Raw genomic sequence first — 23,714 nt, 5'->3', positions numbered from 1 at the left:
GGCGGGAGGAGGGGACGAGATAGGCGGGAGAGGAGAATCCACGGGGCGATGCAGAGTCCGCAACGCAATGCAGGGATGCACTGCCACCGGCCCGGACGTGGGAGACTATTAGGAACGACAAATGCGCCACGTCGCAGGATGGGAAACCAGCATCCGCGCCGATCCGTGGACAGCCAACCTTAATGCCAACAGTAAGGACCCTGCGTGTCTCCCATGGCCCGCACCGCCCCGGTGCCCGCCGCAACAGATCCGGCCATCATCCGGAACTTCTGCATCATTGCGCACATTGACCACGGCAAATCCACACTGGCCGACCGGATGCTTCAATTCACCGGCGTCGTCCAGTCCCGTGACATGAAGGCCCAGTACCTGGACCGCATGGACATTGAGCGCGAACGCGGCATCACCATCAAATCCCAGGCCGTCCGCATGCCCTGGGAACTCGACGGCACCAGCTACGCGCTGAACATGATCGACACCCCCGGGCACGTTGACTTCACGTACGAGGTCTCCCGCTCGCTCGCGGCCTGCGAGGGCGCGATCCTGCTGGTGGACGCGGCCCAGGGCATCGAGGCCCAGACCCTCGCCAACCTCTACCTGGCGATGGAAAACAACCTCACGATCATCCCGGTCCTGAACAAGATCGACCTCCCGGCGGCCCAGCCGGAGAAGTACGCGGCGGAACTCGCCAACCTGATCGGCGGCGACCCCGACGACGTGCTCCGTGTCTCTGGCAAGACAGGCATGGGCGTCGAGGTCCTGCTGGACAAGATCGTCCGCGACCTGCCGGCACCCGTGGGCGACCCGAACGCCCCGGCCCGGGCCATGATCTTCGACTCGGTCTACGACACGTACCGCGGTGTGGTCACGTACGTCCGCGTGGTCGACGGCATGCTGCACCCCCGCGAACGCATCCAGATGATGTCCACCCGTGCCACGCATGAGCTCCTGGAGATCGGGGTGAGCTCCCCGGAGCCCACCCCCTCCAAGGGCCTCGGTGTCGGCGAAGTCGGCTACCTCATCACCGGCGTGAAGGACGTCCGCCTGTCCAAGGTGGGCGACACCGTCACCAACCTTGCCAAGCCGGCCACCGAATCCCTCCCCGGCTATGCGGACGCCAAGCCGATGGTCTTCTCCGGCCTGTACCCGCTGGACGGCACCGACTATCCGGTGCTCCGCGATGCGCTGGAGAAGCTGATGCTCAACGATGCCGCGCTGGTGTACGAGCCCGAGACGTCCGCCGCGCTGGGATTCGGCTTCCGGGTGGGATTCCTGGGCCTGCTGCACCTGGAAATCACCCGCGAACGGCTCGAACGCGAATACAACCTGGACCTGATTTCCACCGCCCCCAACGTGGAATACGAGGTGACGCTGGAGGACAAGAAGATTGTCCACGTCACGAACCCCAGCGAATACCCCACCGGAAAAATCGCCGAAGTCCGCGAGCCGATGGTGTCCGCCACCATCCTGGCGCCGAACGAGTTTGTCGGCGCCATCATGGAATTGTGCCAGAGCCGGCGCGGCGTCATGGGCGGCATGGACTACCTCTCCGAGGACCGGGTGGAAATCCGTTACCGCCTGCCGCTGGCCGAAATCGTCTTCGACTTCTTCGACATCCTCAAGTCCAAGACCCGCGGCTACGGGTCGCTGGACTGGAAGGCCGACGGCGAGCAGGTGGCCGACCTCGTCAAGGTGGACATCATGCTCCAGGGCGAGCAGGTTGATGCCTTCTCCGCCATCACGCACCGCGACAAGGCCTACGCCTACGGCGTGATGATGACCGGCAAACTGCGCGAACTCATTCCCCGCCAGCAGTTCGAGGTGCCCATCCAGGCCGCCATCGGTTCCAGGATCATCGCCCGCGAAAGCATCCGCGCCATCCGCAAGGACGTCCTTGCCAAGTGCTACGGCGGTGACATCACCCGAAAGCGCAAACTGCTGGAAAAGCAGAAGGAAGGCAAGAAGCGCATGAAGATGGTGGGCCGCGTCGAAGTACCGCAGGAAGCCTTCATCGCCGCGCTCACGACGGACGAGTCCAAGGACAAGGCCAAGAAGTAGCGGTGCTGGTAATGACTGTTGCTGCAGTGACGGCAGGCCGGGCCCGTGCCTAGCGTTCTTCCCCTGGGCGACCCGGCGCCGCCGGACGGGCTCCTGCCCGCCCAGGCGTGCCAGGGCGCCGATCAGCGTGCCTTCGGGCTGTACGTGCACATCCCGTTCTGCGCGGTCCGCTGCGGGTACTGCGACTTCAACACCTACACCGCCACCGAGTTGGGCGGCGGCGCCTCCCAGGACGCCTACGCCGCCACGGCGGTCGCGGAAGTGGAATTCGCCGCCGAGGCCCTGAATCGCAGCGGATTGCCCGCGCGCCCCCTCAGCACGGTCTTTTTCGGCGGCGGCACGCCCACGCTGCTGCCGGCCGAGGATCTGGCGCGCATACTCACGGCCGCGATCGGCGCCTGGGGCCTGCAGCCCGGCGCCGAGGTTTCCACCGAGGCAAACCCGGATTCCGTCACGCCCGAGTCACTGCAACTGCTCGCCGACGCCGGGTTCACCCGGGTGTCCTTTGGTATGCAGTCGGCCGTGCCGCACGTCCTGAAGGTCCTGGACCGCACCCACACGCCCAGCAGGGTGCCCGAAGTGGTGCGGTGGGCGCGGGACGCGGGGCTCGCGGTCAGCCTCGACCTCATTTATGGGACGCCGGGGGAGTCGCTGGATGACTGGCGCTTCTCACTGGAGACTGCACTGTCCTACGCCCCCGACCACATCAGCGCCTATGCCCTGATTGTGGAGGACGGCACCAAACTTGCGGCGCAGATCCGCCGCGGCGAAGTGCCGGAAATCGACGACGACGACCACGCGGCCAAGTACGAACTCGCCGACGAGCTGATTTCCGCGGCCGGGCTCGCCTGGTACGAGGTCAGCAACTGGTCCCGCACCCCCGAACAGGCCTGCCGGCACAACCTCGCCTACTGGCGGGGGGACGACTGGTGGGGCATCGGACCCGGGGCGCACTCCCACGTCGGAGGCGTGCGGTGGTGGAACGTCAAGCACCCCACCGCCTACGCCAACCGCCTCGGCGCCGGGGTCTCGCCCGCCGCCGGACGCGAAACGCTGGACCCCGAAACCCGCAACGTGGAACGCGTCATGCTCGAGGCCCGGCTGAACTCCGGACTCGACATCCCCAGCCTCGGCGGCCTCGGGGACACGGGCAGGCACGCCGTCGCGGGGCTGATTGCCGACGGCCTCGTGGACCCCGCGGCCGCTTTCAAGGGCCGGCTCATCCTTACGCTCAAGGGCCGGCTGCTGGCCGACGCCGTGGTCCGCAGGATCCTGCCGGACTGAACGGCCGCACCTAACCGTGCGGCCCGACTAAGCTGCCGCACACAACGATGAAGCCGCACAAGAAGAGCCGGCCGCTACCCCTGGTGGGAAGCGGCCGGCTCTTCTTGCTTGGGTCCGGGCTGGGCTATTTGATCCAGCGCAGGTTGAACTCGTACCGGTGCGGCTGGCCACGGTTGACGTGGATGCCTGCCGCCACCGAGAAGCACGTCACGGCGATCCAGATCACGGTGGCGAGCACGGCGAAGAGGTTGCCCACCACGGGAATGAACACCAGCAGATTGGCGAGCACCGCGGCGATGGTCGGCGGCAACGTGAAATTGAGGGCTTCCTTGGATTCCTGCGCCGTGAACGGGCCGCGGTCCTTGAAGATGAGGTAGATCAGCAGCGACGGAACGCAGCCTAGGATGCCGCCGAAGTGGGCCAGCGTGGCCCATTGCCGGTCCTCGCTGGCCGTCAGCGGCAGCGCATTTGCCGGAACGCCATGGTACGGGGGCTGACCTTGGCCGGCCTGGTTGCCCGTGTGTTCGCGTGCGTTATCTGCCACGGTATAGCCCTTCGGATTGCGGTGATGCGTTGCTGCCTGGGTTGTGCCTGGAATAGCCGGAACCGCGCTGGGTGCGCGGCCGCCGTTCCAAGAATACTTGCTCGGGCGCGGAAATGGAGATCAGGGAGTGTCCGCCGCGGCGGACTAGGGCACGGTGAGGAAGTCAATGACCTCTTCCACGCGGCCCAGCAGGGACGCCTCCAGATCCGCATAGCTGCGGACAGCCCCCAGAAGTTTCTGCCAGCCGAGGCCGATGTCCTCCTTCGTGGAGTGTGGCCACCCGAATGCCATGAGGATGCCGGTCTTCCAGTCGACGCCGCGCGGGATCACGGGCCACTGCTCAATACCCAGGACCGCGGGCCGGATGGCCTGCCACACGTCGACGTAGGGGTGGCCCACAATCAGGACGTTGCCGGCGGCGCCCGGTGACGCCATGACGGCGTCGGCGATCCGTGACTCCTTGGAGTCGGCCACCAAGTGGTCAACGAGCACGCCGAGGCGGCGGCCCGGGCCCGGCCCGAACTCCGCCACGGCGGCCGCGAGGTCGTCAATGCCGTGCAGCGGTTCGACGACGATGCCCTCCACACGGAGGTCATCGCCCCAGACCTTCTCCACCAGTTCGGCGTCGTGCTTTCCTTCCACCCAGATGCGGCTGGCCTTGGCCACCTGTGCGCGGTGCCCCGCCACCCGCACCGAACCCGACGCCGTGCGGCCGGCACCGGCGGCCGGCGCCGCCTTCTTCGGGGCCGGCGGCATCAGCCGGATCGGCTGGCCGTCCAACAGGAAGCCAAAGCCGAGGCGGAAGGAACGGGACTTGCCCCGCCGGTCCTCCAACGCCACCACGTGCATGCCGCCGGATTTTTCCACCCGGGTCACGGCACCCACCCAGCCGGACTGGACCTCCTCGAGGACCATCCCGCGTTCCACCGGGACTTCCGGCAACTGGGTCTTGGCGGGGGCGGACAGGTCCTGGGGTCCCCAGTTCTGGTACGACATCTCTACACGCTTACTTTGCACTCGGAATGTACGGCGGTCGGTGGAACTCTCCGGGGCCGGAACCGGACCGCGACGGCGCGGCAACGGCAGCGGCTGCCACGGTCTCGGCACCGACGTGACGGGAATCGCGATCGCGAGGGCCACGCCTGGAGCGAATCCAATGCTAACAACGCGGCGACTCATATTAGACTGGTTAGCACTTAGGCATGTCGAGTGCTAACCCTTGTCCCGAAGAGGGCCGTCTCAGTATTACTTCTGGGTACTGCTTCTGGGCGCGAACCGGACAACGCGGGCGGCACCGACTGCGGGACAGTCGATTGGAGGTGGAGCGTGAGCGAACCGCGCAAACTCGAAGTGCTGCGCGCCATCGTGGAGGACTACGTCCATTCGCGTGAGCCCGTTGGTTCCAAAGCGCTCGTTGAGCGGCACCATCTTGGCGTGTCCAGCGCCACGATCCGAAATGACATGGCGGCGCTGGAGGACGAAGGCCTGATCACGGCACCGCACACTAGCGCAGGCCGGATCCCCACCGACAAGGGCTACCGGCTTTTCGTTGACCAGATTTCAGCGGTGAAGCCATTGTCTTCGGCCGAGCGCCGGGCCATCCAGGCGTTGCTGGAAGGATCCGAGGACCTCGACGACATCCTCGACCGGACCGTGAGGCTCCTCTCCCACCTGACCAACCAGGTCGCCGTCGTGCAGTATCCGCTGCTCAGCCGAGCCAAGGTGCGGCACATAGAATTCGTGCTGCTGGCCCCCCGGAAGGTGCTGATTGTCCTCATAGCGGACACCGGCAAAGTGGAGCAGCGCGTCATCGACGTCGGGCAGGACCTTCCCGACGACGCCCTGGCGGAGCTGCGTACACGGTTCCTGGCGAGCCTCTCCGGAACGCCGTTGAGCCTGCTGCCCCAGCTTCTGCCCACGGTCGTCGCCAGTGGCGCGCCGGTGAGCCGCGGAGCGGCCCAGGCCCTGGCCCGCGGCGTTGAAGCCCTGGCCACGAGCAGTCGCGAAGAGCGGATGGTCATGGCCGGTACCGCGAATCTGGCACGCTCCAATGTGGACTTCCCGCTCAGCATCGGCCCCGTGCTGGAGGCGCTCGAGGAGCAGGTGGTCATGCTCCGCCTGCTCAGCGAAATGGCCGAAGACCCGCGCGGCGTAACCGTCAGCATCGGCCGGGAGAATCCGTACGTCGGTCTTGCCGAGGCCTCGGTCGTGGCCACTGCCTACGGGCCGGACGCCACGGCCAAGGTCGGCGTCCTTGGACCCACCCGGATGGACTATCCCACCACCATGGCCGCCGTCCGCGCGGTGGCCCGTTACCTTTCGAGGATCCTGGGGCCCTGACGGGCCCGGGACCGAACGCGACTTCTTGCCCCACAGGCAGTGCCCCACCGGCAGTATGAAAAGGAAGAGATACACACTTTGAGCAGCCACTATGACGTTCTTGGAGTCTCCCGCGACGCAACGGGGGAGGAGATCAAGAAGGCCTACCGGAAACTGGCCCGGACCCTGCACCCGGACGTGAACCCAGGAGAAGACGCCTCGGACCGGTTCAAGGCCGTCACCCACGCCTATGAGGTCCTCTCCGATCCGCAGAAACGCCGGGTGTATGACACCACCGGCAACGAGAACGGCACCGACAACGGCTTCGGTGGCGGCAGCTACTCAGGCCAGGGCTTCGCCTTCCAAGACATCTTCGAGACCTTCTTCGGGGCGGGCGGCGGCCAGGGCGGCCCGGCGTCCCGTGTCCGCCGCGGCCAGGATGCGCTGATCAGCGTCCGGATTGACCTGCGCGACGCGGTGTTCGGCGTGAACAAGAAGCTTGAGGTCGACACGGCTGTCGTCTGCCCCACCTGCGAAGGCTCCTGCTGCCGCGAGGGCACCCACCCGGTGCGCTGCGACATCTGTGGCGGCAGTGGCCAGGTCCAGCGCGCTGTGCGCTCCATCCTGGGCCAGGTCATGACCTCGGCGCCCTGCGGGTCCTGTGAGGGCTTCGGCACCGTCATCAAGGACCCCTGCAACGAATGCAGCGGCCAGGGCCGGATCCGCAGCCGCCGCTCGCTGACCGTCAAGGTACCGGCCGGCGTCGGCACCGGCACCCGCATCCAGCTGTCCGGCCAGGGCGAGGCAGGGCCCGCCGGCGGTCCGGCGGGGGACCTGTACGTGGAGATCCGGGTCAACAACGACGCCACGTACGTCCGCGACGGCGACGACCTGCACGCGAGCCTCAACATCCCCATGACGGCCGCCGCACTCGGCACCGAAATTAGCCTCGACACCTTCGACGGGCAGCAGGAGATCGACGTCAGGGCCGGCACCCAGTCGGGCGAGATCATCACACTGCGCGGCCTTGGTGTCACCCACCTGCGAGGCCACGGGCGCGGTGACCTGAAAGTGCACCTGCAGGTCGAAACACCGGGCAAGCTCGACGCCGCCCAGGAAGACCTGCTCCGCCAGCTGGCCAAGCTGCGCGGCGAGCACTTCACGGCCGGAAAGCTCGCGGCCAGCGGCGGCGTCTTCGCTAAACTCCGGGACAGGCTCGGTAACCTGTAGCGGTGAGTAACCCGGTCTTCTTCACCGCCCCCGGCACCTTGGACCAGCAGGTCCCCGGCTCCGCCTTCGTCCTGGAGGGCCCTGAGGCCCGCCACGCCGTCACCGTCAAGCGGATCGCCGTCGGCGAGGCCGTCGACATCGCCGACGGCGCGGGCAAGCGGCTGACCGGCACGGTGACCGCCGCCCTGCCCGGCGAGCTGACCGTCGAGTGCCTCGAGGTTGCCAACGAGCCGCGGCCCGGGACCCGGCTGGTCCTGGTCCAGGCCCTCGCCAAAGGCGACCGTGACGAACTTGCGGCCGAAACGGCCACCGAGCTGGGCATCGACGCCGTCATTCCCTGGCAGGCGGAGCGGTCCATTGTGCGGTGGAAGGCTGAACGGGCCGCGAAGGCGCACGCCAAATGGCAGTCGGTGGTGACAGCAGCAGCCAAGCAGGCGCGCAGGGCCTGGATACCGGAGGTCCGGGCGGCAGTGGACGGCGCCGGTCTGCAGGCGGCCGTGGCGGCCGCAGATCTCGCGGTCATCCTGCACGAAGATGCCGTCCGACCGCTGCGGCACGTACTCGAATCATGGCTGGCAACCGCGCAGCCCGGCGACAGCGGGTCCCGTGAAGTGCTGCTGATCGTGGGCCCTGAAGGCGGCATCAGCCCGCGGGAGGTGACCCGGTTGTGCGACGCGGGGGCGGTCACGGCCCTGTTGGGCCACCATGTGCTGCGCTCGTCCACCGCGGGGCCCGCCGCCACCGTACTGGCCAGCGACATCCTCGGCCGCTGGTAACCGGCGGCCGGCGTCGTCGCTTCTTGACGCGCAAGACCATTTGACGCGAAAGACTATTTAACCGTGAAGCCGCGGGTGTCCTGGAACACTTCCTTGGCGCTGTCCGACGCGTCCACCTGGGACACCCGGACCTCGTAACGGCCCGGGCCGAGGTTCACGGACAAGGTAAACAGCCCGGACTTGACGGAGTCGGCCGAGGCCGTGGCGTTGCCGTTGAGATAGGCCGTCTTGTCGTTGTCGCCGTCACCGTCGACTTTGAGGATCGCCCAGCGGAGCTTCCCGCCCTGGACGGTGCTCCGGCCGCTGATCTTGACCGAACCGTCAGCCACGGAGGTGCCTTCCTGCGGATCAATGATCCACACAGGTGCCACCATCCCGGCGCTGCGGGACGTCGGCTCGCCCAGCCGGACATGGTTGAAGGCCACGTAGTCCGTGTGACCGTCAACCAGCACAACCACCTGGATCTGCTGTCCGGCATCGATAAGGCCTGCGCTGGCCGCGGCAGCCGTCGCCGTGTAGACGAGCTGCTGGATGGCGCGCTCGGCCATGGCCGCATCCACGTTGCTGTTGAAGGCATCCGCCGAGACATCCACCGTGATGACATTCTTGCCGGAAATCGACGTCGCGAGCTTCTTCGGGTTTTGCCAGGGCGTGAAGAAATCCGGGTCCAGCGGCTTCTGGGACATCATCACCCGCAGGGCGCGGGTGACGGGGTTGTCCTGGTCAGGGACGTCACGGAACTCGCGGTAGAGGAACGCGTTGTCATTGCTCCGGCCGATCCAGTACACCGGAGCCTTGTTCGACGTCTGGGCTGTTTCGAGCGGAGCGCTGGTGGTGGGCACACCCGACGCCGGGACGGGAATGAGCTCCGACGGGCTGCTGGAGTTCGTGATGCCGCTCTGCGGCGTTGCCACGCAGCCGGACAGGAGGAGGGCGGCGGGCAGCGCCAGCGCCAGCGCGGCGCGGCGGACGCGCCCCACCGATGAGTGCTGAACTTCACGCTTCCTGATGCCGCTGTCCCTTCTTATGCCCCGCGTTCCGCGGCGATGATCCGTTGTAGCCGTCGTAGACCGCTCGTGACCGCCCCATCCTTCACCTGCCGGAGAGCAGCCCGGCGATCCTGGGACAGCCGGATTCCAGCATGGCACACCGGCACGGCGCGACAGCCGGGTTTCGGTCCCGGCGCCGGAACTGCAACGGGAACGATATGAGGCCGATACAAAGTTGATACCTAATTCGTTCGGTTCTGTCCTGCAATGAGCTCCCGGACTGGCCCCTCGTGCAGGGCCAGATAAACATCGTCCCGGATCTGATTCGCCTCTGCATCCGTCATGGTCCGAGCGAGGGGACGCAGCACCAGACGTATTAGTGCGTTGGCCTGCCCATCGCAGATGCGAAGTCGTTCCTGCGCTTTTACCGGAAGGTCTCCATACGAAGTTAGGGCCAAGAGTTCGACGCTTTCCAGGTCCTCGGCCTTTTCGCCTAATGCTGTTCGCACTCGGTCACCGAGCACTTCGGTATCCATGTCCGCGGGAACCACGATGGAGATGTCCCTGCGGATGGATGGCATCTGGGAGACCGGTTTCCACCGGGACAGGTCCAGCATCTGCTGTTCGATTCTCTCGTCCGTCGACCTAAGCAACCTGATGTCGGGGATGCCTTTGCGGAGCATCAGGGCCCGGTCCAAACCCATCCCAAGAGCCAGGCCAGACCACCTTGTGGGATCCAGGCCGGCTTCGGAGAACAGATGAGGTGCCATGAGCCCGCATTCTGCGAGTTCGAGCCACTCTCCCTCCATGAGGACATCGACCTGCAAGCCTTCTCTGGTGTAGGGATGAACGGCTGGAACTGCGCGCCATCGTGCCCCTGGAAGCACCGCCTTCACCAGCGATCCGATCATGTCCTGCAGGTTCTCTGCGTCGAGTCTTTCTAGCGAGCTGACGCGCCACAGGTCGACCTGGTGGGGAGTTCCCACGTGGGTGCGGTCGACGCAGTCGCGTCGATAGACCAGACCGGGGACGGCCCAGAGTTCGTCCGTGGATGCGTCGTCGTCCAGTGCCCGCAGCTGCGACGGGATGGATGCCGACGTGTGGCTGCGGAGCATGACCGTTGGACTGAGGTAGCGGGAGTACCTTTGGTCCCGCGTGACGTCCGATGCGTTGAACCCCAAACGATCGTAATTGTCGGCCACACTCACGAGGGGGCTGTGGCGGACGATTCGTCCTGGCACTGCCCATTCATGGCAGAGAGCGTCGATGATGCCCTGCAACAGCGGCTGCATCGCATGGGGCCGGCCGTCCGGATCTGAAAGATCGCGGATGGTCAAAGCGTCGTGGAGCTCGGAGGGACGGAGATGTGCTCTGTCTGGCTTGAGCAGCCCTCGAAGGCCCGGGCGAATGGATCACTTTCGCGGCAGCCGGCACAGAGACGATCCGCAAGAATGTTCAGGGGGCCTGGGTAGCCCCGGTTCTGGGAGGCGCGTCTTTCCGAAGAACAATGGCTGCGACTGCGCCGGCAGATGCGATGAGGACCAATGGAGTTTGGAAGACGGCGGCCAGAATGGCGAAGCCTGAATCTGCTGCGGGTTCCGACGACGAAAATATCGACGCCACGTCGATCATCAACGCAACCGCATATCCGGCGTAGAAGCAAAGCCGGATGGCCATGGCGTCAGTATGGCATTGCTCGTAAAGTGGCTTCCCTCGCGGCCCTACTTTTACTGCGGGTCCCGGCCACGGAACAACAGGGTCAAAGCTAGGCTGGGCAGATGGAATACCAGATCCGCCAGGCCGCGGTTGAGGATGCTGATGCCGTAGTTCGGATGCACACCCTGGCCCATGAGGAATGCTAGGGGCACCTTTTGCCCTCGGAATTCTTCGATGCGCGCCGTGCCAGCATCCCGGAGCGCGTGGAAAAACGTCGAGCGTATCTGGACAGCGCTCAGCCTCGAATCATCGCCTTGGACGCGAGCGATGAAATCGTTGGATTTGCCGACGCAGGTACGGGACGTGACCATGACTTGCCCGGAGAATTTGAGCTTTACTCCATCTACACTCTGAGGCGCACGCATGGCACTGGGCTCGGTGTCGCGCTGCTGAAGGCCGCACTCGGCGATTTACCCGCCTATCTGTGGGTGCTCGAGGCCAACGCCCGCGCCCGGGCCTTCTATGCCAAGAACGGTTTTAGGCCCGATGGGAAACGCAAGTTGCTTTCACCCGACTGGGAGGAACTACCTGAGATACGGATGGTCCGGTCTGACATATAACCGGGCAACGTGCCACGCTGGGCTTCAACTGAGGTCACCCGCCGTCCCGTGCGTTACCAGGTGGTGTTGACCGCTGAAAAGACGAGAGAATCCCGCCAATGCCCACGAATGATTTTGTCCGCCCTCCGCAATCCGACCTGGACCATACCCATCTTTTCCAGCACCCTCGCCGAAGCGGTGGTCTGCAGGTTGCGGTAACGTCCCGCAGTCTGAGGGTTTCTTTGCCGAATCTGAGGAGGGAGGCTGCGGCCTCAGTGGCATACCCGCGGCACCAGTGGTCAGCATCAATCACGTACCCGAGTTCGCCCCGGCCCTGATCAACGGCGAGCCCGACAGAACCAAAAGGGTAGCCACCCGGAAAGGTGACAGCGAGAGTGAAGTTTGTCCGGCTCGCGCCGCGTTGCGCCCCCACGCACATTTCGAGGAATTCCTGAGTTTCGCCGGTTGTATTCGGTCCCCAGTCCACGAAATCGGCGATTCTCACATCAGAAGCGAACGAATGTACCGCTGCGAAATCATCCATCGTGTACTCGCGCAGCAGGAGACGCTCAGTCTGCAATTCCATGTCTTCATCATGCCGTAGCCGACGCATCGGCCTCGCTGAAGGGGAGCAGGTCTGGATTCACACGGACTTGCAACCAGGAAACCTTATGATTGCCGACGCGCGGCTCGCCGGTGTCCTCGACTGGGGAGGCCATTGGCGATCCGGCGGTCGACCTCATCGTCGCCTGGAACCTGCTCGAGGATAAAGGACGCGCCGCATTTCGCGATGCAGTAGGCGTTGACCAGACGACGTGGGAACGCGGCCGCGCTTGGGCACTGTCGATTGGAATCATCACCTATCCCTACTATGTCCACACCAACCCGGCCCTTGCGCGGGTTTCCAGGTATCAAATCGATCAGGTAGTTGCGGACATCTCGCGAACGGCGTGAGGCCGGGCACCTGCCAGCCGAGTGTCAAGGAAGGTAGCCAGCCGGTTTGGGCATCAGCTAGCACTCCGTAGCCGGCGCCTTCGTCTTCCTGGAAGCAAGGACCCCTCCAAAGGGTTCGCCAATTCCTTATTGGAGGGAGGCTGTCAGGCGCGCCAGGTTGTCGAATACTTTTTGGGCTATGGGCCGCCGGAGCCAGTCCGCGAGCTGCAGCTCACGGCTTTCCACGCGGTACCCGTCTTCGATCCCTCGAATTGCGTCCACAAAACCGCGCCCGTGCACAAGTACGGATACCTCCATGTTGAGGCTGAAGGAACGGACATCCATGTTGCTGGACCCAATTACCGCAACCTCCTCATCGATGGTGAAGTGCTTCGAGTGCAGCACCTTGGGCGACCGGTATAGGTAGATCCTGACGCCGGCGCGGAGCAGTGCCTCGTAGTAGGAACGCTGAGCATGGTAGACCATGCTCTGGTCTCCGACCTCGGAAACAAAGAGCTCGACGCTTAGCCCCCGCGCGGCTGCCGTGACAATAGCCATCAGGATGGATTCGTCCGGGACAAAGTATGGACTGGTGATGCTGACACGCCGCTCAGCTTTGTGGATGAGCGTCGCGTAGAGCTTCAAATTGTTGTCGTTGTCGAAGCTGGGACCGCTGGGCAGGACTTGTGCGTCAATGAGTGCAGAACCGTGGCTGGCGCCTATGGGGCTTGAATCCAGTGGCAGTATCACATCCGTTTCGCTGTACCAGTCCGTCGCGAAGACCGCATCCAGTTCCCGGACCACAGGTCCCTCAACGCGCATCATCAGCTCGTGCCACTGGAGCCCGCGCTTCAGGTTGGCCTTCGTGTCGTAGCTCGCGTCGATGACGTTCTGGGATCCAGTGAATCCCACGCGGCCATCGACGACCAAGATCTTCCGGTGATTGCGCAGGTCAGGCCTCTGCCATTCGCCGCGCCATGGCCGCACCGGCAGCATGGGGCGATATTCCGCCCCTATCTCCTGGAAGAAGTCCAGGGTTTCTTTCCGGCCGGGGAACTTCAGGCCAGCCAAATGATCGGACAGAACCCGGACGTCGACGCCGCGTCGTCTTGCCCGGGCCAACGCTTGAAAATACGGCGTCGTCGTTGCGTCCAGCACCAGGATGTAAAACTCCACGTGCACGTAACTGGTGGCCGAATCAATCTCAGCGATCATGGCATCGAAAGTGCCGTTGTAGTCGCCCAATAGGGTCGCACTATTGCCCGACACCATAGGGAGCGCCCCAAGGTTGCTGTTCAATACCACCGCAGAATGCAGCCACTCCGGCCAGTCAAGGCCGCGGCTAACCAGCGGGCTGCCTTCAGTCCGCGCCAGGACCAGATTGTTGACTTCGCGCTGTTTGTCCCGGCGCGCCTTGGGCAGTTTCGAGTAACCGACAAAGAAAAACGCGATTGCACCAAGGATCGGTATGAAGATTATGGCGAGCACCCAGGCAATAGCAGAGGATGGACGGCGATTCATCGACACGAGGACAGTTGCGACGGTCACGAGCAGTATGTGGGCCGCCAGCAGGAGCAAGGCGAACGTTTCAATATCCTGGAAGAATCCGCGCACTGCTGCCTCAACGTTCTTCGATGCCGCGAACGCCGTCAGACGAGCACACGGTTCTTGATTCTTTCTAACTCTTCAGCGCTGCCGGTTCCAGCGTCCAGGAGTTCCTTGGCTTTGGAATGGTTCAATTCCTGAGCGCGAAAGAGGTCACCGATGAGCGCAAAAACACCAAACAGGCAGGCAAAGAATACGGACGCTGTGAGGAACCACCAGAAAATATCCCAAAAGTTTCCCGGGAGAATCATTTGTGATTCCTGCTCTCAAAGTTGCGGCGTCTCGGTGCGACGCCTTCTCGTTTCCGGGACGGTCCGTCCTTCAGCCCTGCCAGTGGAAGGTATGACTATTGTTGGCGTCATGCGTGGCATGGGCCTCACCCGCTGCGGGTGAAATCCCTACGAGGGGACGGAGGGCTTGTCGACGAGGATGGCGGCCTGAGGGTCTTTCTCCATGGCTCTCGGCGAACGCACAAGCTGGGCGCGCATCACAAAACCTTGCTCGGTGAACCGCAGCGCCACGTCGTCGGGGGCGTGCCGTTCTGCACGGAGTTGGACGTCGTGTCCGTAGGCACGGTCAATAGTGCGGTGGCCGCTGCCGGCGTGGAATCCGATGAGGGCCGAGCCGCCTGGGCGGAGCGTTCTCCAGAACTCGCGCGCGATCGCCGGCAGGGCCGTCGGGGGAGAGTGGATGATCGAATACCAGGCCAGGATGCCGTCTGCAGCGGCGTCGGCTGCCGGCAGGTCAGTCAGCTCTCCGACTTCGAACGACAGCTCGGGATGCAGCTGCTGCCCGACCCGGACCATTTCGGGCGACAGGTCGACGCCGCTGACGTTCAGCCCGGCGTGGCTGAGGTAGCTGGTCATTCGTCCGGCACCGCATCCGACGTCGATCAACTGTGTCATACGCGGATCTGACGTCCAACAGGTTCTCGGAGTTTGGCATCGACCGAGCCTAGCGGCCATGGCCGGCGAACCCCAGTTACCCGGATGCCGCCGGCAGCCCGCGGTCCAGGTCCCTACGGTCCGCAAGGTTCCCAGGCGGTGCCGAATTTTTACGTCATGCAACGGGTCCGTGACGCGCTGTGTCGCTGCGCGACTGTGCGTTGCAGCCGGGCTTGGGAAGCCGGGTCCGCGGTGGTTGATTGGGGTTTCCAGCGTCGAAAGGACCCGCCATGACGGAACAAACTGATCTCAGCCCGAGGACACTCCGCCACATTCTCGGACACTTCGCCACCGGCCTGACGGTGATCACGGCAGCAACGAAGCACGGGCCGGCCGGGTTCACGTGCCAGTCCTTCTCCTCCCTGTCCCTGGAGCCGGCCCTTGTCACCTTCAGCCCGGCACGGACGTCCACCACCTGGCCGCTGCTGCGTGAGGCGGGCCGGTTTACCGTGAACATCCTGCCCGCAGAACATCAGCATCTCGCGGGGCAGTTCGCCCGGTCGGGAACGGAGAAGTTCGCCGGCGTTGAGCACTCGCCCTCGCCCTTGGGCAACCCCGTCCTGGACCAGGCACTGGCCTGGGTGGATTGCGAACTGCACCAGGAGTACGACGGCGGGGACCACACGATCGTCGTCGGCGCCGTCCGCGCCCTGGGCGCACGACCCGGCGCCGAGCCCCTGCTCTTCTACAAGGGAGACTACGTCGGTGTCCGGTCCGGCGCCGGCGCGCTGGAGAGCGTGGCATGACCATGCTGCAGTCGCTGTCCCGCTTGTGGGCAGCCTGGGCCTTGACGGCGGCACGGCCGGCTCGGCCCGGCCGCGGGGACGATGCGGAGCGGGGGAGCGCTGTACAGCCGTTCCCGGTTACCGGCGCCCACTGGCTGGATGGGTGGGTCGGCTTCGGAAACACCGACGTGTAACGCCCGACGCCGGTTCCCCGTACGGCGTCGGGCGCGCCGCGCTGGCGTAAGATGGAAGCACCCGTTGACCCGGGCCGCGGGCGGTGCGAACCGCCGTCGGTACGGATCACGGCGACCGACCATATTCATACTGGAGGGGACCAGAGGCCCGCGGGCCAACACCATGACTGAAGCAGCGAACGGCAAGGCCCGGTTCAGCGCCCGAGAACGCACCGCAGGGGAATTCCCCCACTCCCTACCAGGGCTGCGGACGGAGGTGGTCGTGTTCGACGACTCAGAACAGATGGTCCAGTCGCTGGGCAGCCATGACGAAGCCTTAAGGTTCATCGAAAACCAGTTCCCCGCCGTCGATTTCCATGTCCGCGGGAATGAGCTTGCCATCAGCGGTCCTGCCGCCGACGTGCCGCGCATCATGCGCCTGCTCAACGAGGTGCGCGGGCTGGTGGCCAGGGGCACCGTCATCACCCCGGCCGTCCTGCAGCAGCTCGTCTCCCTGCTCCGCAGCCAGTCACTGCAGAACCCCGTGGAAGTGTTGACCACCAACATCCTCTCCACCCGCGGGAAGACCATCCGGCCCAAGACGCTGAACCAGAAGAACTATGTGGACGCGATCGACGCGAACACGGTGATCTTTGGGATCGGGCCGGCCGGTACCGGCAAGACCTACCTGGCGATGGCCAAGGCGGTCCAGGCCCTGCAGCAGAAGGAAGTCAGCCGCATCATCCTGACCCGTCCCGCCGTCGAGGCGGGGGAGCGGCTAGGCTTCCTGCCGGGCACCCTGAGCGACAAGATCGACCCCTACCTGCGGCCCTTGTACGACGCCCTGCACGACATGATGGACCCCGAATCCATTCCGCGCCTCATGGCCGCCGGCACCATCGAAGTCGCCCCGCTGGCCTACATGCGCGGCCGGACGCTGAACGACGCCTTCATCATCCTCGATGAGGCCCAGAACACCACGCCGGAACAGATGAAGATGTTCCTGACCCGTCTGGGCTTCGGCTCCAAGATGGTGGTCACCGGGGACATCACCCAGGTGGACCTGCCCTTCGGCACCCGCTCGGGGCTCAGGATCGTCGAGGAGATCCTGCAGGGGATCGAGGACGTCAACTTCTCGATCCTGGATGCCTCCGACGTCGTCCGGCACCGCCTGGTCGGGGATATCGTCAACGCCTACAGCATCTGGGACGAAGTCCAAAGGAACCGGGTCAAGCACTCCGTTGCCCGGGAAACGCGGGGAGAACACGCATGAGCATTGAGGTCAACAACGAATCCGGCGTCGTCGTGGACGAGTCGGAGCTCGTGGCTCTGTCGCGTTTCATCTTCGAAAGCCTCTACATCCACCCGCAGGCGGAACTGTCCATCCTGCTGGTGGACGAACCGGCCATGGAAAAGCTCCACCTTGAACTGATGGACGAACCCGGCTCCACCGATGTCCTTTCCGTGCCTATGGACGAGCTCACCCCGGGCACGCCGGACAAGCCGACGCCCCAGGGCATGCTCGGCGACATCGCCATCTGCCCCCAGGTGGCCGAGGTCCAGGCCCGCAACGCCGGCCACTCCACCCAGGACGAGATGCTGCTGCTGACCACGCACGGCATCCTGCACCTGCTGGGCTATGACCACGCGGAGCCGGAAGAGAAGGAAGAGATGTTCGGGCTGCAGCGCGAACTGCTGACCGCCTTCACCGGCAAAGCGGCCCCGTCCGAGACGGTTCAGTGACCCCACTGATCCTGGCCGGCATGGCGCTGGTGTTCCTTAGCTTTGCCGCGGTGCTCACCGCTGCCGAGTCCGCTTTCAACTTCCTGCCCCGGCATGATGCCGAGCAGGCGGTCCTGCACAGCAGGGGCACGTCGCTCAAACGCATCCTGGCGCAGCCCGTGGGGCACATGCGCGCCCTCCGGTTCTGGCGGGTCTGGTTCGAGATGGCAGCCGCCGTCGCCGTGACCGTCCTCCTCTACAGCATGCTGGACAACGTCTGGCTCGCCGGCCTGGCGGCCACCGGCATCATGGCGGTGGTCGGCTTCGTGATCGTGGGGGTGTCCCCGCGGCAGCTCGGCCGGGTCCACTCAGCCGCCCTGGTCCGGTTCAGCGCCCCGCTGGTCCGGTCCCTCTACGCCGTGCTCGGCCCGATCCCGGGCTGGCTGGTGCGGCTTGGCAGCGTCGTCGCCCCCGGCGCGCCGGCCGACAGCGAGGCGTTTTTCAGCGAAGAGGAATTCCGCGAACTTGTGGACCGGGCCACCGAGTCCGACGTGATCGAGGACAACGAGGCCGAGCTGATTCAGTCGGTCTTCGATTTCGGGGACACCCTGGTCCGCTCAGTCATGGTGCCGCGGACCGACATCCTCACGATCGACTCCGGGTCCAGCCTGCGGCGTGCGATGTCGTTGTTCCTGCGCTCCGGGTACTCGCGGATCCCGGTCATCGGCGAAAACACGGACCAGATCCTGGGCATTGTGTACCTCAAAGACGTCGCCGCCTGCCTCCACAACCTCGGCCCGGACGAGGACCCGCCGGCGGTGGACGAACTCGCCCGCGAGGTCCGCTACGTGCCGGACTCGAAGCTTGTCAGCGACCTGCTCCGCGAACTCCAGAAGGAATCCACGCACGTTGCGATCGTCATCGACGAATACGGCGGAACGGCAGGGCTGGTCACGCTTGAGGACCTCATCGAGGAGATCGTCGGCGAGATCGTGGACGAATACGACACCGAAAGCGCCGAGGCCGTGGCCCTGGGCGACGGAAGCTACCGGGTCAGCGCCCGGATGAGCATCGATGACCTCGGAGAGCTCTTCGACCTCGAGCTCGACGACGACGAAGTGGACACCGTGGGCGGCCTGCTCGCCAAGGCCCTCGGGCGGGTGCCGATTGTCGGCAGCGCCGTCCAGGTCCACGGGCTGTCCCTCCGCGCCGACCGGCTCGAGGGCCGGCGGAACCGCGTCAGCCACATCATTGCGGCCGCCGTAGCAAAAGAACAAACTGACCTTGAAGACCTTCTCGACGAGGCCGCACCAATCCAACAGGGAGTCTCACGTGAGCAAGCAGAATAAGTCCGACGGCGAAGCAGCCTACGGCGGCTACCGGGCCGGGTTCTCGGTGCTGGTGGGGCGGCCCAACGCGGGCAAGTCCACCCTCACCAACGCCCTGGTCGGCCAAAAGGTCGCGATCACCTCGGCCAAGCCGCAGACCACCCGGCACACGATCCGTGGCATCGTGCACCGGGATGACGCCCAGCTGATCCTCGTGGACACCCCGGGCCTGCACCGCCCGCGCACGCTGCTGGGGAAGCGGCTGAACGAACTCGTCGCCGACACCCTCGCCGAGGTTGACGCGATCGGTTTCTGCCTGCCGGCCAACGAGAAGATCGGCCCGGGAGACAAGTTCATCGCCGCCCAGCTCGCCGCCCTCGGCAACAAGCCGATCATTGCGATCGTGACCAAGGCCGACACCGTGGACCGCCAGGGCCTCACCGAGCAGCTGCTCGCCGTCGCCGCCCTGGGCCGCGAGGTCCTCGGCGAGGACGGCTGGAAGGACATCGTCCCGGTCTCCGCCACCGACGGCTTCCAGGTCGAAACCCTTGCCGACGTGCTGATCAGCCACATGCCGGCGTCGCCGCCGCTGTACCCGGACGGGCACCTGACGGACGAACCCGAAGCGGTGATGATCGCCGAACTCATCCGGGAAGCCGCCCTCGAAGGCGTCCGCGACGAATTGCCGCACTCCTTGGCCGTCGTCGTCGACGAAATCGTTCCGCGGGAAGGCCGGCCCGAAGACCGGCCGTTCCTGGACGTCCGCGTCAATCTCTACGTTGAGCGGCCCTCCCAGAAAGCCATCATCATCGGCAAGGGCGGCGCCCGGCTCCGCGAGGTCGGGACCAACGCGCGCAAGGCGATTGAGGCGCTGCTCGGTGCCCGGATCTACCTCGACCTGCATGTGAAAGTCGCCAAGGACTGGCAGCGGGACCCGAAGCAGCTCGTCAAACTGGGCTTCTGAGCCGGGTCCCGTTTAGGCCCTATTTCGGCCGTCGGCAGGCTCCGCCGCTCCCAAGGCGGGGCCCATCGGCGTTTTCTCAGATTCGGACTCTAAAATGGGCTGACTCCCCGTTCGTTTAGGAAGGCTCAACAAGTGGTTCGACCCCGTGACAACCGTGCCGACGGATCCGCCCCGCCGGCTCGGTCAACCGCCGCTGCCCGGCACACGGCCGATCCCGCCGTTGGTCCGGCCCGCCACCTCGGCGCTGCCCGCCGGACCCCCACCTGGCTGAAAGTCTTCACGGGCGTGGTGGCCGTGCTCCTGGTCGGCGTGATCGCTTTCGGCGCCTACTGGGCCCTCCGGCTCCAGGGCAACCTCACCAAGGCCCCGCTGAGCGCCGGCAGCACCAAGACCGAGAACGCCGTGAACGATTCGACGGACCGGATGCAGATCCTGGTCCTTGGTTCGGACACGCGCGACGGGAAGAATGCGCAGTACGGAACCAGCGATGACGCGACCGGCTATGGGCACTCGGATGTGATGATGCTGATGGACATCTCCGCGGACAACAAGCGGGTCAATGTGGTCAGCTTCCCCCGGGACCTGCTGGTCGACATTCCCAAGTGCAAGGATCCGAAAACCAACAAGGAGTACCCGGCCCAGACGGGTGTCATGATCAACTCGGCCATGTCCGAGGCCGGCATCGGCTGCGCCGTGGACACCGTCAACAAGCTCACCGGCCTGGAAATCGACCACTTCATGATGGCCGACTTCAACGCCGTCAAGGAACTCTCCAACGCCGTCGGCGGTGTGTCTGTGTGTGTCAGCGACGCCGTGTACGACCCCGACTCGAAGCTGCGGCTGCCCAAGGGCACGTCCACCGTCCAGGGCGAGCAGGCACTGTCCTTCGTCCGCACCCGGCACGCCTTCGGCGACGGCGGCGACCTCGGCCGCATCAAGGCCCAGCAGGGCTTCCTGTCCTCCCTGACCAGGAAAATCAAGGACGACGGCACCCTCACCAACCCGGCCCGGATGCTCGGCATCGCGGACGCGATCACGAAGAACCTGACCATCGACGACGGTCTGGCCTCGGTGCCGACGCTGCTGACCGTGGGCAACCGGCTCAAAAACATCGACGTTGGCAAGGTGGCTTTCGTGGCCACGCCCACCGTCCCGGCCGAAGCGGACCCCAACCGGCTGCAGCTGGCCGAGCCCGCGGCATCCCAGCTGTTCAATGCCATGCGCAACGACGTCGACCTGACGGATCCCACCGCAACGCCGAGCGCTTCCCCGAGTGCCAGCGCCACGCCGACGCCCAGCGCCACGGTACCGGCCTACGACAAGACGCTGCAGCCCGTCACTGTGGCCAACGGCTCGGGCGTTCCGGCCCGGACCCAGGAGATCATGCAGGCCATCAAGGGCGCCGGCTTCACACAGGTGGGACAGTTGACGGCTCCGCCCGTCGCGGCGACGGCTGTGTACTACGGTGCGGACTACGCTGACGTGGCCGCGGACGTCGCGGCGGCGCTGGGTGTGGCGCCGGGCCGGGTGCTCCCGGCCGCCGGAGTTGCGGGAGTCCAGGTTTACCTGGGCAGCGATTTCGCGAACGGGACACCGACCGCAGACACCACGCCGCAATTGCCGGCGGACATCGTCAACCAGACAGCCGGCGACACCGTCTGCCAGCAGGCGAACCCGGCGCTGATCACCGGCTGACTATGCGCTGAAGCGCAGGGTCCCGGCAGTGACTGAAACCTGCGGCGACAAACTGGCGCCAACGACGGAGGGCCGGCCCGGGAAACCCCGTGGCCGGCCCTTTTAGCTTTGACAGCCGCCGGTCACCAGATGCTGACGCGCTCCTGCGGTGGCATCCACATGCCGTCCTGATCGGTGACGTCGAACGCTTCGTGGAAGGCATCGAGGTTCTTGGCGATCGAGTTGGTGCGGAACTCGTTGGGGGAGTGCGGGTCCGTCGCCAGCCGGCGGACGGCCTCTTCAGTCCGGATGACCTGCCGCCACCCCGCGGCCCAGGACGCGAAGAAGCGCTGGACCCCGGTCAGGCCGTCGAGCACCGGGGGCTCCTTCCCGTCGAGGCTGATCAGGTAGGCCTTGTAGGCGATTGTGAGGCCGCCGAGGTCGCCGATGTTCTCGCCCAGGGTCAGCTTGCCGTTGACGTTGTGGCCGGGGGCGGCCGTGGGGGAGAGCGCGTCAAACTGCGCCACCAGCCGGGAGGTCAGCGCCTCGAAGGCGGTGCGGTCGTCCTCGGTCCACCAGTTGCGGAGCAGGCCGTTGCCGTCATACTGCGAGCCCTGGTCATCGAAGCCGTGGCCGATTTCGTGGCCGATCACGGCACCGATGCCGCCGTAGTTGACGGCGTCATCGGCGTCGGCGGTGAAGAACGGAGGCTGCAGGATGGCGGCGGGAAAAACGATCTCGTTCAGCAGTGGGTGGTAGTAGGCGTTGACCGTCTGCGGGGTCATGAGCCACTTCTCGCGGTCCACGGGCTTGCCGACCTCGTCGAGGTGGCGGTCGACGTCGGCGCTGTGCGCGCGCTCCACGTTCCCCAGCAGATCGGCGGGATCGACCTCCACGGCGGAGTAGTCGATCCACTTGTCCGGGTAGCCGATTTTGGCGCGGAAGGTGTCCAGTTTCTTCAGGGCCTCGAGCTTCGTTGCCTCGCCCATCCAGTCCAGTCCCAGGATGGAGTCCCGGTACGCCGCGATGAGGTTGGTGACAAGGGTCTGCATGCGTGCCTTGTTGCCTTCCGGGAAATGTTCGGCCACGTAGATCTGGCCGACCGCCTCACCGAGGCCCGCCTCGACCACCGCGACGCCGCGCTTCCAGCGGTCTTTGATCCGCGGCGTACCGCTCAGGGTGGTGCCATAGAACGCGAAGTTCGCGTCCACGAACGCCGCGGACAGGTAGGGGGCGGCCGCGCTGACCACGCGCATGGCGAGCCATTCCTGCCATGTGGCCAGCGGTTCGGTGGCCAGCAGGGAGGCCGCGCCGGAGAAGAAATCTGGGGTGCTCATCACGAGTTCGGCGCGCTTGTCCGGCTCGATGCCGGCGGCGTCGAACCAGTCGGCCAGCAGGGGGAACAGCTCCGCGGCCTCACCGGCTGACTTCAGGTTGTACGTCTTTTGCGGATTCCGCAAAGTCACGTTGTCCCAGTGGTGCGAGGCGAGCGAAGTTTCCAGCGCCACCACGCGTCCGGCCGCGCCCTCCGCGTCCGCCACATCGGCGAGGCCCAGAATGGCCTGAACGTGTTCCCGGTAGGCCCGGACCATCGGGGCGAACTTCTCTTCCCGGTAATAGGACTCATCCGGCAGGCCGAGGCCGCCTTGGCCGGTGTAGAGCAGCACCCGGTCCGGGTTTCCGGCGTCCGGGGCGGGGTAGATATAGAAAAGCCCCGAGACATCGGCGCGGAACAGGCGTCCGGCCAGCGTCACGAGTGCGGGCACCGACGTCGTGGCAAAAACCTCCGCCAGCCGCGCGCGGAGCGGGTCCAGGCCCTTGGCTTCCACCGCCGCCTCGTCCATGAAGCTGTTGTACAGGTCCCCGATCTTCCGCTCGATGCCGGTAGCCTCGGAACCACGCGCGGCGGCCCGCTCGATAATTTCCTTCACGGCGAGCTCCGAAGCGTCGCGCAGCGCAGTAAACGTGCCCTCCAGGGGCCGGTCGTCCGGAATGACCGTGCTGTCGAGCCAGCCGCCATTCACGTGCTGGTACAGGTCATCCTGAGGACGGACGTTGGCGTCGATGGTGGACAGGTCGATTCCCGAAAGTGGCACGGATGCTCCTTTGAGAGGCAGTCCGGCGCCGGAGCGTTTGTCGGCGCACAGTCTGCATGGTGGACGTTACGGTGGTCTGGCTCCTTCATCTTACG

24 protein-coding genes and 1 pseudogene are annotated in these 23,714 nt (G+C 65.4%); 14 read left to right on the top strand and 11 right to left on the bottom strand.

Annotated elements, in window-relative coordinates; translation table 11 throughout:
- Window positions 1-204: 204 nt before the first annotated feature.
- Together lepA and hemW are read left to right on the top strand one after the other, a co-directional pair.
- Window positions 205-2,058 carry a translation elongation factor 4 gene (lepA, locus tag LQV16_RS07880; RefSeq protein WP_229993353.1) on the top strand — a complete coding sequence of 618 codons (1,854 nt, stop codon included), beginning with the start codon at window positions 205-207 and terminating at the stop codon, window positions 2,056-2,058.
- 45 nt (window positions 2,059-2,103) lie between these two features.
- Window positions 2,104-3,342 (top strand): radical SAM family heme chaperone HemW, encoded by a 1,239-nt coding sequence (gene hemW, locus LQV16_RS07875; protein WP_229993352.1) that lies wholly within the window; start codon window positions 2,104-2,106, stop codon window positions 3,340-3,342.
- Between the two features lie 124 nt (window positions 3,343-3,466).
- On the opposite strand, the gene LQV16_RS07870 is transcribed toward hemW, so the two are convergent.
- Together LQV16_RS07870 and LQV16_RS07865 are read right to left on the bottom strand one after the other, a co-directional pair.
- Entirely contained in the window at window positions 3,467-3,886 is a 420-nt protein-coding gene (locus LQV16_RS07870; protein ID WP_229993351.1) for a DUF4870 domain-containing protein, read from the bottom strand.
- Between the two features lie 144 nt (window positions 3,887-4,030).
- A complete protein-coding gene (locus LQV16_RS07865; protein ID WP_229993350.1) occupies window positions 4,031-4,882 on the bottom strand; it encodes a DUF3097 domain-containing protein in 852 nt (283 codons plus the stop codon).
- Window positions 4,883-5,212: 330 nt separating this feature from the next.
- On the opposite strand from LQV16_RS07865, the gene hrcA reads away from it, so the two are divergent.
- The 3 genes from hrcA (at window position 5,213) to LQV16_RS07850 (ending at window position 8,211) form a co-directional block, all read left to right on the top strand.
- Window positions 5,213-6,226: a heat-inducible transcriptional repressor HrcA gene (gene hrcA / locus LQV16_RS07860; protein WP_229993349.1), complete on the top strand. Its 1,014-nt coding sequence runs from the start codon at window positions 5,213-5,215 to the stop codon at window positions 6,224-6,226.
- Between the two features lie 78 nt (window positions 6,227-6,304).
- Window positions 6,305-7,435 carry a molecular chaperone DnaJ gene (gene dnaJ / locus LQV16_RS07855; RefSeq protein WP_229993348.1) on the top strand — a complete coding sequence of 377 codons (1,131 nt, stop codon included), beginning with the start codon at window positions 6,305-6,307 and terminating at the stop codon, window positions 7,433-7,435.
- Between the two features lie 2 nt (window positions 7,436-7,437).
- Entirely contained in the window at window positions 7,438-8,211 is a 774-nt protein-coding gene (locus LQV16_RS07850; protein WP_229993347.1) for a 16S rRNA (uracil(1498)-N(3))-methyltransferase, read from the top strand.
- A gap of 53 nt (window positions 8,212-8,264) precedes the next feature.
- Here LQV16_RS07850 and LQV16_RS07845 read toward each other — a convergent pair whose 3' ends face one another.
- The 4 genes from LQV16_RS07845 to LQV16_RS07830 all read right to left on the bottom strand — a co-directional run bounded on the left by LQV16_RS07845 (window position 8,265) and on the right by LQV16_RS07830 (window position 11,068).
- Window positions 8,265-9,191 carry a GerMN domain-containing protein gene (locus tag LQV16_RS07845; RefSeq protein WP_229993346.1) on the bottom strand — a complete coding sequence of 309 codons (927 nt, stop codon included), beginning with the start codon at window positions 9,189-9,191 and terminating at the stop codon, window positions 8,265-8,267.
- A gap of 251 nt (window positions 9,192-9,442) precedes the next feature.
- Complete coding sequence (locus tag LQV16_RS07840) at window positions 9,443-10,537, bottom strand: hypothetical protein (protein WP_229993345.1); 1,095 nt, start codon at window positions 10,535-10,537, stop codon at window positions 9,443-9,445.
- A gap of 118 nt (window positions 10,538-10,655) precedes the next feature.
- Window positions 10,656-10,877: a hypothetical protein gene (locus LQV16_RS07835; RefSeq protein ID WP_229993344.1), complete on the bottom strand. Its 222-nt coding sequence runs from the start codon at window positions 10,875-10,877 to the stop codon at window positions 10,656-10,658.
- A 50-nt stretch (window positions 10,878-10,927) separates the two neighbouring features.
- Window positions 10,928-11,068: a hypothetical protein gene (locus LQV16_RS07830; protein ID WP_229993343.1), complete on the bottom strand. Its 141-nt coding sequence runs from the start codon at window positions 11,066-11,068 to the stop codon at window positions 10,928-10,930.
- Window positions 11,069-11,071: 3 nt separating this feature from the next.
- On the opposite strand from LQV16_RS07830, the gene LQV16_RS07825 reads away from it, so the two are divergent.
- On the top strand, window positions 11,072-11,476 hold the full coding sequence (locus tag LQV16_RS07825) for a GNAT family N-acetyltransferase (protein ID WP_229993342.1): 405 nt from the start codon (window positions 11,072-11,074) through the stop codon (window positions 11,474-11,476).
- Between the two features lie 34 nt (window positions 11,477-11,510).
- On the opposite strand, the gene LQV16_RS23690 is transcribed toward LQV16_RS07825, so the two are convergent.
- Entirely contained in the window at window positions 11,511-11,999 is a 489-nt protein-coding gene (locus LQV16_RS23690; protein WP_356815713.1) for a GNAT family N-acetyltransferase, read from the bottom strand.
- 40 nt (window positions 12,000-12,039) lie between these two features.
- Between LQV16_RS23690 and LQV16_RS23685 the strand changes: the two are divergent.
- Together LQV16_RS23685 and LQV16_RS07815 are read left to right on the top strand one after the other, a co-directional pair.
- Window positions 12,040-12,126 (top strand): annotated as a pseudogene (locus LQV16_RS23685) (hypothetical protein); the annotation flags it as partial.
- 4 nt (window positions 12,127-12,130) lie between these two features.
- Window positions 12,131-12,409 (top strand): hypothetical protein, encoded by a 279-nt coding sequence (locus tag LQV16_RS07815; RefSeq protein ID WP_229993340.1) that lies wholly within the window; start codon window positions 12,131-12,133, stop codon window positions 12,407-12,409.
- 126 nt (window positions 12,410-12,535) lie between these two features.
- Here the strand turns inward: LQV16_RS07815 and cls are convergent, their stop codons facing one another.
- From cls to LQV16_RS07800, 3 genes are all read right to left on the bottom strand, one after another.
- Window positions 12,536-14,002, bottom strand: coding sequence for a cardiolipin synthase (gene cls, locus LQV16_RS07810; protein ID WP_229993339.1), 1,467 nt, complete (start codon window positions 14,000-14,002; stop codon window positions 12,536-12,538).
- Window positions 14,003-14,037: 35 nt separating this feature from the next.
- Entirely contained in the window at window positions 14,038-14,244 is a 207-nt protein-coding gene (locus tag LQV16_RS07805) for a hypothetical protein (RefSeq protein ID WP_229993338.1), read from the bottom strand.
- A 147-nt stretch (window positions 14,245-14,391) separates the two neighbouring features.
- Complete coding sequence (locus LQV16_RS07800; RefSeq protein WP_229993337.1) at window positions 14,392-14,898, bottom strand: class I SAM-dependent methyltransferase; 507 nt, start codon at window positions 14,896-14,898, stop codon at window positions 14,392-14,394.
- 269 nt (window positions 14,899-15,167) lie between these two features.
- On the opposite strand from LQV16_RS07800, the gene LQV16_RS07795 reads away from it, so the two are divergent.
- The 6 genes from LQV16_RS07795 (at window position 15,168) to LQV16_RS07770 (ending at window position 21,544) form a co-directional block, all read left to right on the top strand.
- Complete coding sequence (locus LQV16_RS07795) at window positions 15,168-15,683, top strand: flavin reductase family protein (RefSeq protein ID WP_229993336.1); 516 nt, start codon at window positions 15,168-15,170, stop codon at window positions 15,681-15,683.
- Between the two features lie 336 nt (window positions 15,684-16,019).
- The gene (locus LQV16_RS07790; RefSeq protein WP_229993335.1) at window positions 16,020-17,108 is read left to right on the top strand and encodes a PhoH family protein; all 1,089 of its coding nucleotides are present in this window, start codon (window positions 16,020-16,022) and stop codon (window positions 17,106-17,108) included.
- Window positions 17,105-17,578 carry an rRNA maturation RNase YbeY gene (gene ybeY, locus LQV16_RS07785; RefSeq protein ID WP_018773095.1) on the top strand — a complete coding sequence of 158 codons (474 nt, stop codon included), beginning with the start codon at window positions 17,105-17,107 and terminating at the stop codon, window positions 17,576-17,578. Before LQV16_RS07790 ends, ybeY begins: the two co-directional genes overlap by 4 nt.
- Window positions 17,575-18,906 (top strand): hemolysin family protein, encoded by a 1,332-nt coding sequence (locus LQV16_RS07780; RefSeq protein WP_229993334.1) that lies wholly within the window; start codon window positions 17,575-17,577, stop codon window positions 18,904-18,906. Before ybeY ends, LQV16_RS07780 begins: the two co-directional genes overlap by 4 nt.
- Complete coding sequence (era, locus tag LQV16_RS07775; RefSeq protein WP_229993333.1) at window positions 18,890-19,849, top strand: GTPase Era; 960 nt, start codon at window positions 18,890-18,892, stop codon at window positions 19,847-19,849. The genes LQV16_RS07780 and era overlap by 17 nt, the downstream gene beginning before the upstream one ends.
- Window positions 19,850-19,981: 132 nt before the next feature.
- The gene (locus LQV16_RS07770; RefSeq protein WP_229993332.1) at window positions 19,982-21,544 is read left to right on the top strand and encodes an LCP family protein; all 1,563 of its coding nucleotides are present in this window, start codon (window positions 19,982-19,984) and stop codon (window positions 21,542-21,544) included.
- A gap of 122 nt (window positions 21,545-21,666) precedes the next feature.
- Here the strand turns inward: LQV16_RS07770 and LQV16_RS07765 are convergent, their stop codons facing one another.
- Window positions 21,667-23,619 (bottom strand): M13-type metalloendopeptidase, encoded by a 1,953-nt coding sequence (locus LQV16_RS07765; protein ID WP_229993331.1) that lies wholly within the window; start codon window positions 23,617-23,619, stop codon window positions 21,667-21,669.
- Window positions 23,620-23,714 lie beyond the last annotated feature (95 nt).

It is taken from the genome of Arthrobacter sp. Bi26, assembly GCF_918697925.1.
Taxonomy (GTDB): domain Bacteria; phylum Actinomycetota; class Actinomycetes; order Actinomycetales; family Micrococcaceae; genus Arthrobacter.
The sequence above is the reverse complement of the archived record's forward strand: the minus strand, read 5'-3'. Positions and strand labels throughout refer to the sequence as shown.

What these genes read in the sequence shown, in the direction of transcription:
- LQV16_RS07865 (WP_229993350.1), bottom strand. Translation starts at nt 4,882, where the DNA reads ATGTCGTACCAGAACTGGGGACCCCAGGACCTGTCCGCCCCCGCCAAG.
- LQV16_RS07835 (WP_229993344.1), bottom strand. Translation starts at nt 10,877, where the DNA reads ATGGCCATCCGGCTTTGCTTCTACGCCGGATATGCGGTTGCGTTGATG.
- LQV16_RS23690 (WP_356815713.1), bottom strand. Translation starts at nt 11,999, where the DNA reads ATGGATGATTTCGCAGCGGTACATTCGTTCGCTTCTGATGTGAGAATC.
- LQV16_RS07805 (WP_229993338.1), bottom strand. Translation starts at nt 14,244, where the DNA reads ATGATTCTCCCGGGAAACTTTTGGGATATTTTCTGGTGGTTCCTCACA.
- LQV16_RS07800 (WP_229993337.1), bottom strand. Translation starts at nt 14,898, where the DNA reads ATGACACAGTTGATCGACGTCGGATGCGGTGCCGGACGAATGACCAGC.
- LQV16_RS07795 (WP_229993336.1), top strand. Translation starts at nt 15,168, where the DNA reads ATGACGGAACAAACTGATCTCAGCCCGAGGACACTCCGCCACATTCTC.
- LQV16_RS07790 (WP_229993335.1), top strand. Translation starts at nt 16,020, where the DNA reads ATGACTGAAGCAGCGAACGGCAAGGCCCGGTTCAGCGCCCGAGAACGC.
- ybeY (WP_018773095.1), top strand. Translation starts at nt 17,105, where the DNA reads ATGAGCATTGAGGTCAACAACGAATCCGGCGTCGTCGTGGACGAGTCG.